The following is a 14,592-nucleotide window of genomic DNA, read 5'->3' on the forward strand; positions in this document are numbered from 1 at the left end:
GTTCAAGCCCCCCTCGCACATCGCACATCCGCGTGGGCTGTCACGCCTGAACGGGGCGACCAGCCTGCCAGCATGTCCAGCGAATGGGGGGCGTTGAGGCGGGCGTTGAGCCGCTCGACAAACTGTTGGGCTTCAGCTGCCGTGCTGAAACTGACCCGCCACTCGTCCAAGCGGACCCAGCAGCGGTGCTGTTCGGTGTTGTTCTCGACGTAGACCTTCATGGGTGCCTCCGGAGCATGCATGGGCAAAAAACTGCGCAACAATGCAAACAAAGGCATCCCTGCCGGCAACGCACGAGGCTCAAGGCCTGATCGCCACATCCACGCCGCATTTGCCTACGAGCGCCATGGCACGCCTCCGGGACTGGAGATTGTTGTTGGTACGGAAGTAGCGTGCGCCCTGCAAGGGGCGAATCGTTGATCCACGTCAAGTTTGTATGCTGCGGGAGAGACCGTTGGTCCGTGGGGCGTCAGTTGACAAACGTCAAGTCTGCAGAGCACGGGTGAACGATGCTTGGGATACCTATCGCAATCGCAGAGGTGTGCCATGGAAACCCCGCAAAGACTGCTGTTGATCGCATCGCCCCTGATGCGTCGAACCCCCGTCTACGATCGAGCCGCGGCCTTGGCCAAGGCCAAGGGCATGGCGCTGCACATCGTGGCTTTCGATTATGTGGAAGGGCTTGCCACGGCGGGCCTGGTAAATGACCAGGCACTGGCGGTGATGCGCGACGGCTACGTGCTGCAACATCGGGAGTGGCTGGAAAGCCAGGCGCAGCCGATGCGGCGTAACGGTGTCACGGTCACCACCGAAGTGGTGTGGGTGCAGCATCCCTTGAACGAGATTCTGGTGCACCTGCGCGAACAGCCGTTCGCCCTGCTGATCAAGGAACTCGAGCATGAGCCTTGGTGGATGCGCGCCATGTTCACCTCCCTGGATATCCAGCTGCTGCGTGAAACCCGCATCCCGCTGCATCTGGTGCACAAGGCCACCCATCCATTACCGCGCAGGATCCTGGCGGCCGTGGACCTGTCCCGGCCCGAGGATCAGTTCGAAGGCTTCAATGACCAGATCATCAGCGAGGCGCTGAAACTGGCTTTGCAGTGCAGCGCGCAGATCGAATTGCTGTATGCCTACGACCTGGGTTCCATGTACCTGGACGCCGGTGGCAGCCGGGAGCATTCGTTCCTCTTCGATTCCAACCTCGCCCGGACGCTCCACGAAGCCCAGAGCGACGCCTTCCAGGCCCTTGCCGAGCGCAATGGCATAGCCGTCGAGCACCGGCATATGCGCATAGGTGACCCGACCAAGGTCCTGGGAGTGTTCATGGACAACAATGATATCGACGTACTGGTCATGGGCAGTTATCACCACCACGGCATCGGCTGGTTCATTGGCAGCACTGCCGAGCGGGTATTGCATCGCTTGTCCAGCAGTGTGCTGGTGATTTCCCCCGAGCATTCCCGGGGGTAGGGCACAAGGCCCGCAAGGGCCTTGTTTTCAAGCGCGCAGGTCAAGTTCGGGGCGGATCATGTGTTTCTGATCTGCATCAAACGCCAGCACAGCCGCACCCGGAGAATCCTTTCCATCACCTACCAGCCGCGCAAGCCCGGAGGTTCACCATGGGTCAATATCGACAACTGCTGGTGCTGCTTACCGAGGTCAATCCCCATTCGGCGGCGCTGCGCAGAGGGCTGGCGCTGGCGCATGTCAGCGGTGCCAGCGTGCACGTGCTGGGCCTGTTCGAACCGAGTGAGGAGCACCTGCTGCGCGAAGAGCGCCTGAACGAGGCGGATATCAAACGCCAGTACGACCACTATTGCCTGCAAATACGCGCGCTGGTCGAGCGGCACCGCGGCAGCGGTGTGGCGCTGACGGTGGACAGCCTCGCCGTCGACGATACATGCAGCGAAGCCATCGACTACATCAGCGAACTGCAGCCTGACCTGGTCATCAAGGACTGCGAACCCGCCTCGGCCCTGGCGCGGCTGTTCGGCACCCCGCTGGACTGTGCATTGATGCGTGGCAGCAAGGGGCAGACCCTGTTCGTACCGAAGGCGGCTGTTTCATTGCCGCGGCGCATTCTGGTCGCCGTGGATACCGGTTTCAGCGAGACGCCGGACGCTCAGCAGCGGTTCAACCGGGGGCTGATTCACGTGGCCGAGGCACTGGCACTGCAGTGCGGTGCTGCGTTGCACCTGCTGTCGGCCTACAACCTGGCCGGGGTGTTCGCGGCAGACATGACTGTCACCCAGGCATGGATCGAGGAGATGCGCGAGGCGCTTCAGCAACCGTTCGATGCGTTGGCCGAGGCCGAAGGCGTGGCGCAGGACCGCCGGCACTTCATGGAGGGCGGGCCGGTGCAGGTGATCCGCGAACAGGTCGCGACCCTTGAGATAGACGTCCTGGTGATGGGCGTGGTGCAGCCCAAAGGGCTGGACAAGCTGCTGGGCGACACCACTGAACGCGTCATCGGCCACCCACCGTGCAGCGTGCTGACCGTTCATCCCCATGTGTTCGAGAACCAGGAGCCTTGGCCATGCAACTGACCTTTCTCGGCGGCACCGGGACAGTGACCGGCAGCAAATTCCTGTTGACCCGCGACCGCACGCGGCTCCTGGTCGACTGCGGGCTGTTCCAGGGCTACAAGCAATTGCGCCTGCGTAACTGGGAGCCCTTGCCACCGGCACTGAAGGCGCTGGATGCGGTGGTACTCACACACGCCCATCTCGACCACAGCGGTTACCTGCCGGTATTGGTCAGGGAAGGCTATAGCGGACCGATCTATGCCACCCCGGCCACCTGCGCCCTGGCTGAAGTGCTCTTGCTCGACAGTGCGCGGCTGCAGGAAGAGCAGGCCGAGCATGCCAATCGCCACGGCTACTCCAAACATACGCCGGCACGGCCGCTCTATACCGAGCAGGATGCGAAGCGGGCGCTGGCATTGTTGCGCCCGGTGGAGCTGCACCAGCCAACGCTGATCGCCGAAGGCATGCACCTGCTGTTGCGCACGGCTGGCCATATCCTGGGCGCGGCGACCGTGCAGATCAGTGCCGAGGGGCAGACCTTGATCTTTTCGGGTGACCTGGGCAGGCCGCAAGACCCCATCATGCGCGCGCCGGAATTGATCCGCACGGCGGATGTGCTGCTGGTGGAGTCCACCTACGGTGATCGCCAGCACCCGGCAGAAGCGACCGAGCAGTATCTGGCCCAGGTCATCAACCAGACCCTTTTGCGCCATGGCATCGTCCTGGTTCCTTCATTCGCTGTCGGCCGCGCCCAGCTGCTGATGTATTACCTGTACAAGCTCAAGCGTGACCGGCTGATCCCGGACATCCCGGTGTACCTCAATAGCCCGATGGCCACCGATGCCACCGCCCTTTATCAGCAGTTTCGCAGCGAGCATCGGCTACCGGCGGCGGAGTGCGCCGCGATGTGCAAGGGCACACGGATCATCCGTACGGTCGATGAGTCCCGCCACCTGGACCAGCTGCGCGAGCCGGCGGTAATCATTGCCGCCAGTGGTATGGCCACCGGTGGGCGGGTGCTGCACCACCTGAAGGCGCTGGCCCCCAACCCGCGCAACAGCATCCTGTTCTCTGGTTTTCAGGCGGGAGGCACGCGCGGCGCCGATATCGTCGCCGGCGCCAGCAGCGTACGCCTGCAGGGCGAAGACGTACCGATCCGGGCACAGGTGCACGCCATGGAAAACCTTTCTGCCCACGCTGACGCCGACGAGATCATGGAGTGGCTGCGTGGCTTCACCCGGCCACCGCGGCAAACCTACGTCATCCATGGCGAGCCACACGCCGCCGACACCCTGCGACGGCGAATCAGCCTGGAGCTGGGCTGGCAGGTGTGCGTGCCGGAATATCAGGAAACCGTAGCCATCGACCCTGTGCGCTGAACCCCCGGCGCGGGAGGTAGTCATGAACATGCAAGCACGAGCGAAACTCCGGGCCTGGATGCACCGGCCCAGGGGTAGCCTGGGCTGGATCGTGGCCATCGCCGCGTTACTCGTCGCGGCCTCTGTCTACCAGGCTTTGAGCTCGAGTTGGCGCATGCCCATGCGTGATCCGGCCGTGCTCCTGAGCTTGCTGGCATTGAGCGTGGCGCTGGGTTGGGCCGTTCAGCGCGGCGTGAAACGCACGGTCGGCAAAGCCATTTTCAATGGCCAGGAGACGGGCTGGCAGGCCAGGCTGGCATTCCTGCGGTCGATCACCCGGGAATCGAACGTGCTGATGGGTACGCTGTTGCTCCTGGCGGTGCTGGGCGGTGCCACCCTATGGTTGGCCGGGCGCTCCGTGGAGCAGATCGTGGAAAACTGTTCGGCCACCCTGCAGGCACAGGTGCAAGCACCGGAAAGCGAGCAGCTTGCGGCGTTGATCGGCAAGCCTGTGTGCACCTGCCTGGCGCAAACCTTTCTGGCGCGCAATGGGGTGATCCGCCTGGCGTTGTTCAACACCCCGCTGCAGGAAGTGAGCGGTCTGCGGGCGTTGACCCCGGCTGATGAGCAGCGCTGCCTTGCCCAGTTCGATCTGTTACCCGAGCAAGGCAGTGCCGCCACGCCCTGACCGCAGGCGCCTGATGAGCGCACCTGCGCAGGCGGGTCGCGGTGGCTTGGCCTTGGCGTGATCGTTCGATGTTTATTTGGCTTTCCAGTACTTCTGCATTTCCAGAAACAGGAACGAGGCGGTCCAGGTGATCAGCACCAGGCCCGTGAGCGCCTGCAAGCCGGTGAGGTATTTGAGGTGGCCGATAGGCGCGATGTCGCCGAAGCCAATGGTGGTGTAGGTGGTGAAGGAAAAATACACGCAGTCCAGAAAGCTCCCGTCAAAATTGCCGCTGAGTGTCCCCCAGCCCTCGGCATGGGCCATCAGGTAATAAGCCAGGGCGAAGCACCAGACCTCCACGGCATGGGCCAACAACGCGCCGAACACCCCCGCGACGATACGGAACCGGCTCCACAGCCTGAGGCGCGGCAGCCAGTCATTCAGGCGCAGCAGGCATTCGTAGTGAATGATCACCACCAGAATCACGATCAGCATGTTGATCAGCGTGACAGTGAGCATTGTCATTACTCGGGCCGGGGCGGGTTGAACAGGCCGACTGCACGGTCGCCAGCACTGCAATAACGACTGCCAGTCACTATAGCGCCTTCCCGTTTTCTACTCCTGGGCCGGCCGACGCGGTTGACAAATGTCAGGTCGCAGCGGGTGGCATTACCGATACTCAGGGTGTCTCGAGACGCAAGAGGGTATGCACATGCAACGCTATCTGCTGCTCGGGCACGCCTGGAGTCGGCAGAGGACAATGCCGCCACCGCCCGGTTGCGCGCCGACCAGATGTGCTACCGTATCGACCTGGTCGAGCAGACCGCCAATGAGGCCCTGCGCCGTGCAACCCAGGCTTTGGTCCAGGTGCAACAGTTGCAGCAAGCCAAGCGCAAATAGCCGCCATCTCACACCGATGGCTCGGAGTTGGGCATGACCGATTTCACCCCTTGGTCGGCGCTGGCAGGCGGCGCCATGATCGGCCTGGCCGCGGGGCTGTTCGCCGTGGCCAATGGGCGTATTGCGGGTATCAGCGGCCTGATCGGGTCGTTGTTGCAGCGTGGCGAAGAAGGGCGTGGCGAGAAGGCGTCATTCCTGCTCGGCATCATCGCTGCGCCGCTGCTGTGGCGCTTCTTTTCCACGTTGCCTCCGGTGCATTTCACAGCCTCACCGTTATCCCTCATTGCGGCCGGGTTGCTGGTGGGCATGGGTACGCGTTACGCCGCAGGCTGCACCAGCGGCCATGGCGTGTGCGGCCTATCTCGGTTGTCGCCACGCTCGGCGGTGGCAACGCTGTGTTTCATGGCCGCCGGTTTTGCTACCGTCTATTTCCTTCGTCATGTTGTGGCAGGTACGTAACATGCAGCGATTCATTGGTTTTCTGTCCGGCGCCCTGTTCGGCATGGGCCTGTTGCTGTCCGGCATGGCAAACCCTGCCAAGGTCCTCGGGTTTCTCGACCTTGCCGGGCAGTGGGACCCCTCGCTGGCACTGGTCATGGTCGGTGCCATAGGCGTGGCCTTGCTGCCCATGGCGTGGGCAAGGCGGCACACCCTGGCATTGCTGGGGGGAAAGATGCAATTGCCAACGCGGCGTGACGTCGACCGCCGGCTGGTCGGCGGTAGCCTGCTCTTTGGGGGCGGTTGGGGGCTGGCCGGCCTGTGCCCCGGCCCTGCGCTGGTGCTGCTGGCCGGGGCCTATTGGCAGGCTTGGGTGTTCGTCGCGGCAATGGTCACTGGGATGCTGGTGTTCAACGTGGTGGAAGCGGCACGGCGCACAGGATCATCACCGCGTCGCCCGGCATAGCTGAAATGCCGGGATTCAATAGCAGGCCTTCGCTCATCCCAGTAGACTTGAGCCGCCGCGCTATGCTTCGCGCGCAACAGCGCCCCCTCGACACCCATCGGCGACGGTAATCACCGGCGTCGATCTCCTCCGTACATGAAGGCCGTTTGTGAACGCTGCTCTACGTCTCCCCGGACCCATCGGCATCTTGTGCCTGGGGTTACTCCAGATCATGGTCTGGGGTGGGTCCTTCTTTATCCTGGCGGTCATGGGTGAGCCCATCCTGCGCGAGACTGGCTGGGATGGCCATTGGGTGTATGGCGCGCTGTCGCTGGGCTTGATGGTGTCCGCACTGCTGGCGCCGCTGGCGAGCCGCCTGGTGGTTCGCTACGGTGGTCGCCTGCAGATGGCCGCGAGCGGAGTCGTGGTGGGGGGCGGGCTGCTGATCGTCGCCAACGCGCACAGCCTGCAAGTGTTCTTGCTAGCCTGGGTCGTCATTGGCGCCGGCATGGCCATTGGTCTCTACGAAGCCCTGTTTGCCACCCTTGGCGCCTTGTACGCCGAGCGGGCGGGCAGGGCGATCACGGGTATCACCTTGATCTCTGGTTTTGCCACGACCATCACCTGGCCGCTGGTAGCGTTCGCAATCGAGCAATTCGGCTGGCGGGTCACCTGTAACGCTTATGCGCTGATGCTCATTGTCGTGGTCGCGCCGCTGTACCTCTGGGTGCTGCCGGCGGGGCCGCACGGGTCAAAAAGCAAGCCTGCGCTAGCGGCGACCGATGTCAGCGTCGACCGACGTCTGTACCTGTTGCTGATGTGGATCTTCGCGATCGGGGCGATCATCATGACCGCGGTTTCGGTGCAACTGGTGGCAGTGCTGCAGGGGTTGGGCCACAGCCTGACCACGGCAATCGCGCTGAGTGCGCTATTGGGGCCCAGCCAAGTGGCATCGCGCGTGCTGCAGATTGTCGCCCGCAAGCGACACCCGATCTGGACCGCGCTGGTTTCTTCGGTTCTGGTGGCCGTGGGCGTGGCACTGGTTGCCCTGGCGCCTGGCGCTACGGCACTGGGGCTGTTGCTCTACGGCTGCGGCAATGGCTTGCGGGCCATCGTCCGGGGTTTGCTGCCCCTGGCGCTGATGCCGCCGGCGCAGTACGTGGCGCTGATGGGCAAGATGTCGCGTCCTTCGCTAATCGGTCAGGCGGTGACGCCGCTGGTCGGCGGCTACCTGCTTCAGCACTTTGGCGCCATGGGGGTGCTGGCAACGCTCGCTGCCTTGGCCGTTGTCAATGTCGTGCTGGTGCTGCTGGTCATGCGCTCACTGCCGGGCAGGGCCGCGTGAGCGCCAACCATCGAGGAGTCAATTGCAATGTCACGACTGGACCGTGAAGAGCTGCTGATCGATGGCGGGGTGGGCAAGCTCCACCTGCTGCTCGATCATCCACCCACCCCGCCGAAGGGCGTGGCGATCGTCAGCCATCCGCAACCGCTGCTGGGTGGCAGCCCACGGCACATCGTGCCAGTGACCCTCGCCCGGCAGTTGTGTGCCAGCGGCTGGCTGGCGGTGCGGCCGAGTTTTCGTGGGGTGGGGTTGAGCGAGGGCAGTCATGATGGCGGCATCGGCGAGACTGAGGACAGCCTGGCGGTGCTTCAGCACATGGCTGCAATGATGCCTGGGCTGCCCATCGCCTTGGTTGGGTTCTCCTTCGGCGCCCATGTGTTCGCCAGGTTGGCCAGCGCATCGCCTGGAGCGTTCGATGCCTTGGCCCTGCTGGGGCTGCCGGTCGGCGATGTGCCCGGGGGCCGCCATTACCCCGCGCCGGCCTTGCCCGACGATTGCCTGCTGGTGCACGGCGAGTGCGACCAGATGGCGCCTCTGCCGAGCCTGCTGGGATGGGCCGCTGGCGAACAACGCCGCGTATCGGTGTACGCCGGCGCCGACCACTTTTTCAAAGGCTGCCTTGGCCGGGTCGCTGAAGAAGTCTGCCGCTATCTGCAGTACAAACGGCCCGAAAGCCCGGCGTAGAGGGCCATGCCTGCCAGGCATAGCTGTTAGACCAGTGGCACCTCTTCCCCCAAAACGACGCTATGCAAAGCTGTACCCGAGTTGGCAAAAAAAAAATAACAACAAGGGTAGCGATCATGAATGCAGACATGAGCACGGCACGTCCGTTGACGCGCAAAGAGCGCACCACCGCAATTGTGGGTGTGTGCTCCGGCAACCTGGTGGAGTGGTACGACTTCTTCATCTACGCCTACACCTCGATCTACTTCGCATCACTGTTCTTCCCCGCTGGCGACCAGACCAGCCAGCTGCTGGCCACGGCAGGTATCTTCGCTGTCGGTTTCTTCATGCGTCCACTGGGTGGCTGGATTTTCGGCTACATCGCCGATACCCGAGGGCGCAAGATCTCGATGATCATCTCAGTGTTCATGATGTGCGGCGGCTCGTTGATGATCGCGGTCATGCCCACGTATGCCACGGTGGGTGTCGCAGCGCCGGTGCTGCTGGTGATCGCGCGGCTGATGCAAGGGTTATCGGTAGGCGCCGAGTACGGCACCGGCGCCACCTATATCAGTGAGGTATCCCGCGCCGGGCGGCGCTCGTTCTACGGCTCGTTCCAGTACATGACGATCATCGCCGGGCAACTGCTGGCGCTGCTGACGGTTGCGGTACTGCAACTGGTGCTGTCGGAACAGGACCTGAAGGCCTGGGGCTGGCGGGTACCGTTCCTGATCGGCGCGCTGGCTTCGATCGTGGTGGTCATTCTGCGCCGCACCATGCGCGAGACAGCCACTGAAGCGGGCATGAAGAGCAAGGAGTCCGGCTCGCTCCGAGGCCTGATGCAGCACCGGCGCGCGGTGTTGCTGACCTTTACCATCACCATCGGCTGCTCGCTGTACTTCTATACCTTTACCGCGTACATGCAGAAGTTCCTGGTAGTGAGTGTCGGTATCCCGGCCCCCACCGTGAGCATCATCATGGCTTCTGCACTGGTGATCTTCATGCTGGTGCAGCCGGTGTTCGGCATGCTCGCAGACAAAATCGGCGTGCGCCGCAACATGATCTTGTTCGGCCTGCTGTCCACCTTCCTGGTTATCCCGTTGCTGTCCGCGATCAAGACAGTGCAGGACCCGCTCGCCGCGTTTGGGCTCGTGCTCGCCGGGTTGCTGATCGCAGCCTTCTATACCCCGGTCACCGGTGTACTCAAGGCCGACTTCTATCCGCCGACCGTGCGCGCCCTGGGTGTAGGGCTGCCTTACGCCGTGGGGGCCGCAATGTTCGGCGGATCGGCCGAGTACGTGGCGCTGACCTTCCGGTCCTTGGGGATGGAGCAGTACTTTTACCTGTACGTGGCGGTCATCGGCGCCATCACCCTGGTGTCGGCGCTGCTGATGCCAGACCTTGGCAAACACGGTTATCTCGATGGCGACGGCAAGGTCGAAGCAAACATCGGCGTACGCAAGTTCATGGGCCGTAAAGCACTGCCCACCCACCCGAGCCACTGAGGGAAGGCGAGCATGATTGCTGAAAGGAAGAAGATCGTGCGCTTCGACGTCTGGTATCACCCGGTGATGGCCCAGATCCTCGAAGCTTCGCCCGATGTCGTGCTGCAAACCGTTGCCCGTCACCAGTCGCCTGCCGTCATCCTGCAGGCGCTGCGCAGCTGCCAGGTGTACCAGGTGCCTTCGGCGCGGGACGAACTCCCGCGACCGTGGTGTGTGACCGAGGCGCTGCTGTGCCAGTTGCCTGACCTGCTGTGTGTCTCGACCAATGGCGCCGGTTTCGACACGGTGGATGTCGAAGCCTGCACCCGCGCAGGCGTGTTGGTCGTCAACCAGTCTGGCGCCAACGCCCAATCGGTGGCCGAGGCCACGGTTGGGCTGATGCTCGATTGTGCGCGGCGTATCAGCGAATCAGATCGGCGCCTGCGCCGGGAACGCGGGTTTTCGCGTGAAGACTTGATGGGTAGCGAGCTGTGCGGTAAGACCTTGGGGCTGGTCGGTATCGGTGAAATCGGTACCCGTGTCGCACGCATAGCCCAGGCGTTGGGCATGCAGGTGCTTGCCCATGATCCTCTGCTGAGCGCGGAACAGATCGGCCAGCGGGGCGCAGCCAGTTGCACGTTGCCGAGCCTGTTGCAGCACAGTGATGTGGTCTCGCTGCATTGCCCGCGTCTGGCTTCGACCTTGAACCTCATGAACGCGTCGACTTTCGGGGCGATGCGCAAAGGGGCTGTGTTCATCAATACCGCACGTGGCGGCTTGCATGACGAGGCCGCGTTGTATGACGCGTTGGCTTGCGGGCATCTTGGCGCTGCGGGAATCGACGTTTGGGACCAGGAGCCGCCGGCATTGGATCACCCCTTGCTCGGCCTTGAAAACGTAGTCGGCCTTTATCACACCGCAGGCGTCACCCGCGAGGCCCGCAAGCGCATGGGAGCGTGGGCGGCTGAGCAGATTCTGCAGATCCTGCGCGGCGAGCCAGGGCCACGTATGGTCAACCCGCAGGCGTTCGATGTGTTCCGGCAACGGCTGAAGGCCAGTGACCATCGCGATACCTAGTGCCGCTTGCAGTACGCTCTGGCGGGCGCTGATCCGCCAGAGCATGTATTCCCCACTCACCTTGAAGGCAGTTCGTCAACCGGGGCATTGCCCGGGCTGCAGCAAGGCATTGCACATACGCAAGATGTGCTGCTCGATCCATCCTTCCTCGAAGGCCGCATTGCCAACCCGCAGACTATTGGCGCTCTCGATGATCGCCAGGAGCGCAACGGCGGCCCGGGCTGTGTCGCGTACGCAGTACTGACCGATAGCGCAACCCCGCTCGATGACCTGGTGCAGTGGCTCGGCCAGTTGCGCCATTGCCCGCTCCAGCCAGAGCCGGTGGCGGCCGTGCAGGTGCCTGGTTTCGTGACGAAGGATCATCTCCTCCTGGGGAAGGGCAACTTGCCGTGCCAGCGCAAAACGCACATAAGCATGCAGATCTTGAGGTTGGGCGCGGTTTGCCCAGGCCTGCTTGCGGCGCTCGACGATATCGAGCACGACATTGAGCAGCAGATCCTGTTTGCAATCGACGTGATGGTAAAGGCTGCCGGGGAGAATACCGACGCGCAGGGCCAGCTTCCTCATGGTCATGGCGGTGTAGCCCATCTCGACCATCAGTTCGGTTGCAGCCTGGGTCAGGGGGGAGGGGCTGGGACGGGCGGCTTCAAGCATAGGCCGGCATCCTCGACAGTGCGCCCAGCAGCCGGCAGAGCAGGCGTTTGCAGTGGCGCCGGGACCTGGGTGTGCCAGTGAGCAGACACATGGGGCACCTCTCTGGGTAGATGCCCCCGGTACCGCAGGCCGCTGCGCGTCAGAACAGAAGGAGTATGCGGTGCCGGGGGCGATAACGGGAGCGTCAGCCGGCCTGGAGCAGCATGGCGCGGGCGCGCAGGATGACGGGAGCGTCGACCATCTGGCCATCGAGGGTGAACACGCCAGCGCCAGTTTCAGCGTGTTCGACCACCCGCTGCGCCCAGTCCAGCTCGGCAGCCGAAGGCTTGAGCGCGGCGTGAATCACGCTGACCTGGCCAGGGTGAATGCACAGGGCGCCGGCAAAGCCCATGTCCCGGGCGAAGCGCACCTGACGCTGCAGCCCGTCGGTGTCCTGGATGGCAGGGAAGACGCCGTCCAGCGGCGCAGCCAGCCCGGCGACGCGGCTGTGCAGCAACACCGCATAGCGGGCATGGTCCAGTACCTGCCCGGCGGCGGCACTGCCGACGTTCAGCCCGAGGTCCAGGCCCAGATCCAGGCTGCCGAATGACAGACGGTCGACGCCTGTCGCTGCCGCCAGGAGGGGCAGCGCAGCCAGGCCCTTGGCGCTTTCGATGATCGGCCACACCGCCTTGCCGGTGGCATGTGCGCGTTCGATCTGGCCGACGGTTTCCGCCTTGGGCAGCAAAATGCCGACGACGCCGGGGTGGCGCTGGCACAGCGCCAGGTCGGCCTCGTGGGCCCAGTGACCGGGCGCGTTGACCCGCACAAGTACCTGGGCCTGGGGCTGATCACTGAGAAACTGCTCAAGGTTATCGCGCGCCTGTTCCTTGAGCGCCTCTTCAACGGCATCCTCCAGGTCAACGATGACCCGGTCGGCGCCACTCACCAAGGCCTTGGGAATGCGCTCGGGGCGGGTAGCCGGGACGAACAGCGCAGTGCGTACGATCTCAGCGCTCATGGGCGTGCCCCCTGGGCGAATTCGATTTCGCCAACCTGCGCCTGACCGGCCTGATTACCTGCCCAGACCTGCGCCTTGCCGTCACCGGTCAACCGCCCGCCGACGTGGAACGCATCCGGGCAGATCAGCGGGCGCACACCGCGATAGCTGAAGCGGCGGACGTTCAGTTGCGGGTTCGCGCGCACGAATGCACGCAGGTTCAGGGTAGCGATCAGCGGGCCGTGGACCACCAGCCCCGGGTAGCCCTCGGTTTCAGTGACGTATGGCCAGTCGTAATGGATGCGATGTCCGTTGAAGGTCACTGCCGAGTAGCGGAACAGTAGCGTCGGATCTGGTTGCACGCTTTCGCTCCAATCGCCCTGGGGCATCGGCTCGGTGCCGCCGAGCTTGGGCGGCGAAGGCTCGCGATAGACGATGTCCTGCTCTTCGAGCAGTGCCCGCTGGCCGTCCTGCACATATTCATGCTGCACGGTGACGAACATCAGGGAGCCAGTACGCCCGTGCTTCTCCTCGACATTGAGGATGGTCGAGCGGCGGGACACCTGGGCATCGATCCGCAGCGGGCGGATGAATTCCAGGCGTCCTCCGGCCCACATGCGGTTGCGGTTATCCGCCGGGGGCAGAAAACCGCCCCGCGCCGGATGGCCATCGCCACCCAGGCCGGCCGCTTCGACTGGCTCCTGGAAAAACGCCCAGTGCCAGAGTGCGGGCAGGGCATCACCCGGCGCGGGTGCCGGCTCGCTCAAGGTGGCGGCAATACGCTTGACCAGGTTATGGCTGATGCAGTCATGGACGGTCTCGCTACGGCCAATCCATGTTTGGGGTGCAGGTGTGCTCATTTTTTATTGTCCTTTACAGCGTCGAAGTCAGTTCCGGTACGATCTCGAACAGGTCGCCGACCAAACCGTAATCAGCTACCTGGAAGATAGGTGCTTCTTCATCCTTGTTGATCGCAACAATGACCTTGGCGTCCTTCATGCCGGCCAGGTGCTGAATAGCGCCGGAGATACCCACGGCGATGTACAACTGCGGCGCGACGATCTTGCCAGTCTGACCGACCTGCATGTCGTTGGGCACGAACCCTGCGTCTACCGCCGCGCGCGAAGCACCAACCGCAGCACCGAGCTTGTCGGCCAGGCTATACAGGTGGCTGAAGTTGTCACCGTTGCCCATGCCACGGCCGCCGGATACCACGATCTTGGCGGCGGTCAGTTCGGGGCGGTCGGACTTGGCCAACGCTTCGCAGACAAATGACGACAGACCTGCATCTGCAGCACCGGCCAGTGCCTCGATTGGCGCGCCGCCGCCTTCTGCCGGCACGGCGTCAAAACCGGTGGAGCGCACGGTGATGACTTTTACCGCAGCGCTGGATTGGACGGTGGCAATGGCGTTACCGGCGTAGATTGGACGCTTGAAGGTGTCCGCGGACTCGACCGAAATGATCTCTGAGATCTGGTCAACATCCAGCAGCGCAGCTACCCGTGGCAGGAGGTTCTTGCCGTTGCTAGTGGCCGACGCCAGCACATGGCTGAAGTCGCGGCCCAGGTTGGCCACCAAGGGCGCCACGTTTTCCGGAAGCTGATGGGCGTAGGCGGCATCGTCTGCCAGCAGCACTTTGCTCACGCCAGGGCACTGCGCGGCGGCGAATGCCACACCGGCCACGTCGTGTCCGGCTACGAGCACCACGATGTCAGCGCCGATCTGGCGAGCGGCGGCCAGGGTGTGCAGGGTCGGGCCAGCGAGGGAGTGATTGTCGTGTTCAGCAACTACCAGAATGCTCATCAGATCACCTTCGCTTCGTTTTTCAGCTTTTCAACCAATTCGGCCACCGACCTGACCTTGATACCTGCACTGCGGGCGGCCGGGGCTTCGACTTTCAAGGTCTTGTTGGTGGAGGCGAGGGAAAAAACGCCCAGATCGTCAGGCTTGACGGTCTCCAGCGGCTTCTTCTTGGCCTTCATGATGTTCGGCAGCGACGCGTAGCGTGGCTCGTTCAGGCGCAAGTCGGTGGTAACGATGGCTGGCAGGTTCAG

19 protein-coding genes are annotated in these 14,592 nt (G+C 63.5%); 12 read left to right on the forward strand and 7 right to left on the reverse strand.

The genetic code is table 11. The features are described 5' to 3' along the window. Positions 1-2 precede the first annotated feature (2 nt). Positions 3-221 (reverse strand): hypothetical protein, encoded by a 219-nt coding sequence (locus OO258_RS09245; protein ID WP_266029944.1) that lies wholly within the window; start codon positions 219-221, stop codon positions 3-5. A 19-nt stretch (positions 222-240) separates the two neighbouring features. On the opposite strand from OO258_RS09245, the gene OO258_RS09250 reads away from it, so the two are divergent. From OO258_RS09250 to OO258_RS09270, 5 genes are all read left to right on the forward strand, one after another. Next, complete coding sequence (locus OO258_RS09250) at positions 241-420, forward strand: hypothetical protein (protein ID WP_266029946.1); 180 nt, start codon at positions 241-243, stop codon at positions 418-420. 126 nt (positions 421-546) lie between these two features. Beyond that, complete coding sequence (locus OO258_RS09255) at positions 547-1,473, forward strand: universal stress protein (RefSeq protein ID WP_266029948.1); 927 nt, start codon at positions 547-549, stop codon at positions 1,471-1,473. A gap of 149 nt (positions 1,474-1,622) precedes the next feature. Next, positions 1,623-2,549 (forward strand): universal stress protein, encoded by a 927-nt coding sequence (locus OO258_RS09260; protein WP_266029950.1) that lies wholly within the window; start codon positions 1,623-1,625, stop codon positions 2,547-2,549. Then, positions 2,540-3,907 (forward strand): MBL fold metallo-hydrolase RNA specificity domain-containing protein, encoded by a 1,368-nt coding sequence (locus OO258_RS09265; protein WP_266029952.1) that lies wholly within the window; start codon positions 2,540-2,542, stop codon positions 3,905-3,907. Before OO258_RS09260 ends, OO258_RS09265 begins: the two co-directional genes overlap by 10 nt. A 22-nt stretch (positions 3,908-3,929) precedes the next feature. Further along, positions 3,930-4,574: a hypothetical protein gene (locus OO258_RS09270; RefSeq protein WP_266029953.1), complete on the forward strand. Its 645-nt coding sequence runs from the start codon at positions 3,930-3,932 to the stop codon at positions 4,572-4,574. 72 nt (positions 4,575-4,646) lie between these two features. Here OO258_RS09270 and OO258_RS09275 read toward each other — a convergent pair whose 3' ends face one another. Beyond that, positions 4,647-5,072 carry a potassium channel family protein gene (locus OO258_RS09275; protein ID WP_266029955.1) on the reverse strand — a complete coding sequence of 142 codons (426 nt, stop codon included), beginning with the start codon at positions 5,070-5,072 and terminating at the stop codon, positions 4,647-4,649. A gap of 165 nt (positions 5,073-5,237) precedes the next feature. Between OO258_RS09275 and OO258_RS09280 the strand changes: the two genes are divergently transcribed. The 7 genes from OO258_RS09280 (at position 5,238) to OO258_RS09310 (ending at position 10,905) form a co-directional block, all read left to right on the forward strand. Further along, positions 5,238-5,453, forward strand: a complete 216-nt coding sequence (locus OO258_RS09280; RefSeq protein ID WP_266029957.1) for a hypothetical protein — start codon at positions 5,238-5,240, stop codon at positions 5,451-5,453. Positions 5,454-5,486: 33 nt separating this feature from the next. After that, positions 5,487-5,912, forward strand: a complete 426-nt coding sequence (locus OO258_RS09285) for a YeeE/YedE family protein (RefSeq protein ID WP_266029959.1) — start codon at positions 5,487-5,489, stop codon at positions 5,910-5,912. Position 5,913: 1 nt separating this feature from the next. Continuing rightward, positions 5,914-6,357: a DUF6691 family protein gene (locus tag OO258_RS09290; RefSeq protein ID WP_266029961.1), complete on the forward strand. Its 444-nt coding sequence runs from the start codon at positions 5,914-5,916 to the stop codon at positions 6,355-6,357. Positions 6,358-6,505: 148 nt separating this feature from the next. Further along, entirely contained in the window at positions 6,506-7,681 is a 1,176-nt protein-coding gene (locus tag OO258_RS09295; RefSeq protein ID WP_266029963.1) for an MFS transporter, read from the forward strand. A 27-nt stretch (positions 7,682-7,708) separates the two neighbouring features. After that, on the forward strand, positions 7,709-8,365 hold the full coding sequence (locus OO258_RS09300; RefSeq protein ID WP_266029964.1) for an alpha/beta hydrolase: 657 nt from the start codon (positions 7,709-7,711) through the stop codon (positions 8,363-8,365). A gap of 128 nt (positions 8,366-8,493) precedes the next feature. Further along, positions 8,494-9,849 (forward strand): MFS family transporter, encoded by a 1,356-nt coding sequence (locus tag OO258_RS09305; protein WP_266029965.1) that lies wholly within the window; start codon positions 8,494-8,496, stop codon positions 9,847-9,849. Between the two features lie 12 nt (positions 9,850-9,861). Next, positions 9,862-10,905: a hydroxyacid dehydrogenase gene (locus OO258_RS09310; protein WP_266029967.1), complete on the forward strand. Its 1,044-nt coding sequence runs from the start codon at positions 9,862-9,864 to the stop codon at positions 10,903-10,905. Between the two features lie 75 nt (positions 10,906-10,980). On the opposite strand, the gene OO258_RS09315 is transcribed toward OO258_RS09310, so the two are convergent. The 5 genes from OO258_RS09315 to OO258_RS09335 all read right to left on the reverse strand — a co-directional run. Then, a complete protein-coding gene (locus tag OO258_RS09315; RefSeq protein WP_266029969.1) occupies positions 10,981-11,559 on the reverse strand; it encodes a TetR/AcrR family transcriptional regulator in 579 nt (192 codons plus the stop codon). Positions 11,560-11,743: 184 nt separating this feature from the next. Further along, positions 11,744-12,559 (reverse strand): HpcH/HpaI aldolase/citrate lyase family protein, encoded by an 816-nt coding sequence (locus tag OO258_RS09320; protein ID WP_266029970.1) that lies wholly within the window; start codon positions 12,557-12,559, stop codon positions 11,744-11,746. Beyond that, on the reverse strand, positions 12,556-13,398 hold the full coding sequence (locus tag OO258_RS09325; protein ID WP_266029972.1) for an FAS1-like dehydratase domain-containing protein: 843 nt from the start codon (positions 13,396-13,398) through the stop codon (positions 12,556-12,558). The genes OO258_RS09320 and OO258_RS09325 overlap by 4 nt, the downstream gene beginning before the upstream one ends. A 13-nt stretch (positions 13,399-13,411) precedes the next feature. Then, on the reverse strand, positions 13,412-14,341 hold the full coding sequence (locus tag OO258_RS09330) for an electron transfer flavoprotein subunit alpha/FixB family protein (protein ID WP_266029974.1): 930 nt from the start codon (positions 14,339-14,341) through the stop codon (positions 13,412-13,414). Beyond that, on the reverse strand, positions 14,341-14,592 hold a 252-nt coding region (locus tag OO258_RS09335; RefSeq protein ID WP_416309202.1), incomplete at its 5' end, for an electron transfer flavoprotein subunit beta/FixA family protein. The genes OO258_RS09330 and OO258_RS09335, both read right to left, overlap by 1 nt.

The sequence above is a fragment of the Pseudomonas sp. DCB_BI genome (genome assembly GCF_026240995.1).
Classification (GTDB): Bacteria; Pseudomonadota; Gammaproteobacteria; order Pseudomonadales; family Pseudomonadaceae; genus Aquipseudomonas.

Excerpts from the sequence above, each read along its gene's own strand:
- OO258_RS09245 (WP_266029944.1), bottom strand. The coding sequence starts at position 221 with ATGAAGGTCTACGTCGAGAACAACACCGAACAGCACCGCTGCTGGGTC.
- OO258_RS09250 (WP_266029946.1), top strand. The coding sequence starts at position 241 with ATGGGCAAAAAACTGCGCAACAATGCAAACAAAGGCATCCCTGCCGGC.
- OO258_RS09255 (WP_266029948.1), top strand. The coding sequence starts at position 547 with ATGGAAACCCCGCAAAGACTGCTGTTGATCGCATCGCCCCTGATGCGT.
- OO258_RS09260 (WP_266029950.1), top strand. The coding sequence starts at position 1,623 with ATGGGTCAATATCGACAACTGCTGGTGCTGCTTACCGAGGTCAATCCC.
- OO258_RS09265 (WP_266029952.1), top strand. The coding sequence starts at position 2,540 with ATGCAACTGACCTTTCTCGGCGGCACCGGGACAGTGACCGGCAGCAAA.
- OO258_RS09270 (WP_266029953.1), top strand. The coding sequence starts at position 3,930 with ATGAACATGCAAGCACGAGCGAAACTCCGGGCCTGGATGCACCGGCCC.
- OO258_RS09275 (WP_266029955.1), bottom strand. The coding sequence starts at position 5,072 with ATGCTCACTGTCACGCTGATCAACATGCTGATCGTGATTCTGGTGGTG.
- OO258_RS09285 (WP_266029959.1), top strand. The coding sequence starts at position 5,487 with ATGACCGATTTCACCCCTTGGTCGGCGCTGGCAGGCGGCGCCATGATC.
- OO258_RS09290 (WP_266029961.1), top strand. The coding sequence starts at position 5,914 with ATGCAGCGATTCATTGGTTTTCTGTCCGGCGCCCTGTTCGGCATGGGC.
- OO258_RS09300 (WP_266029964.1), top strand. The coding sequence starts at position 7,709 with ATGTCACGACTGGACCGTGAAGAGCTGCTGATCGATGGCGGGGTGGGC.
- OO258_RS09305 (WP_266029965.1), top strand. The coding sequence starts at position 8,494 with ATGAGCACGGCACGTCCGTTGACGCGCAAAGAGCGCACCACCGCAATT.
- OO258_RS09310 (WP_266029967.1), top strand. The coding sequence starts at position 9,862 with ATGATTGCTGAAAGGAAGAAGATCGTGCGCTTCGACGTCTGGTATCAC.
- OO258_RS09315 (WP_266029969.1), bottom strand. The coding sequence starts at position 11,559 with ATGCTTGAAGCCGCCCGTCCCAGCCCCTCCCCCCTGACCCAGGCTGCA.
- OO258_RS09320 (WP_266029970.1), bottom strand. The coding sequence starts at position 12,559 with ATGAGCGCTGAGATCGTACGCACTGCGCTGTTCGTCCCGGCTACCCGC.
- OO258_RS09325 (WP_266029972.1), bottom strand. The coding sequence starts at position 13,398 with ATGAGCACACCTGCACCCCAAACATGGATTGGCCGTAGCGAGACCGTC.
- OO258_RS09330 (WP_266029974.1), bottom strand. The coding sequence starts at position 14,341 with ATGAGCATTCTGGTAGTTGCTGAACACGACAATCACTCCCTCGCTGGC.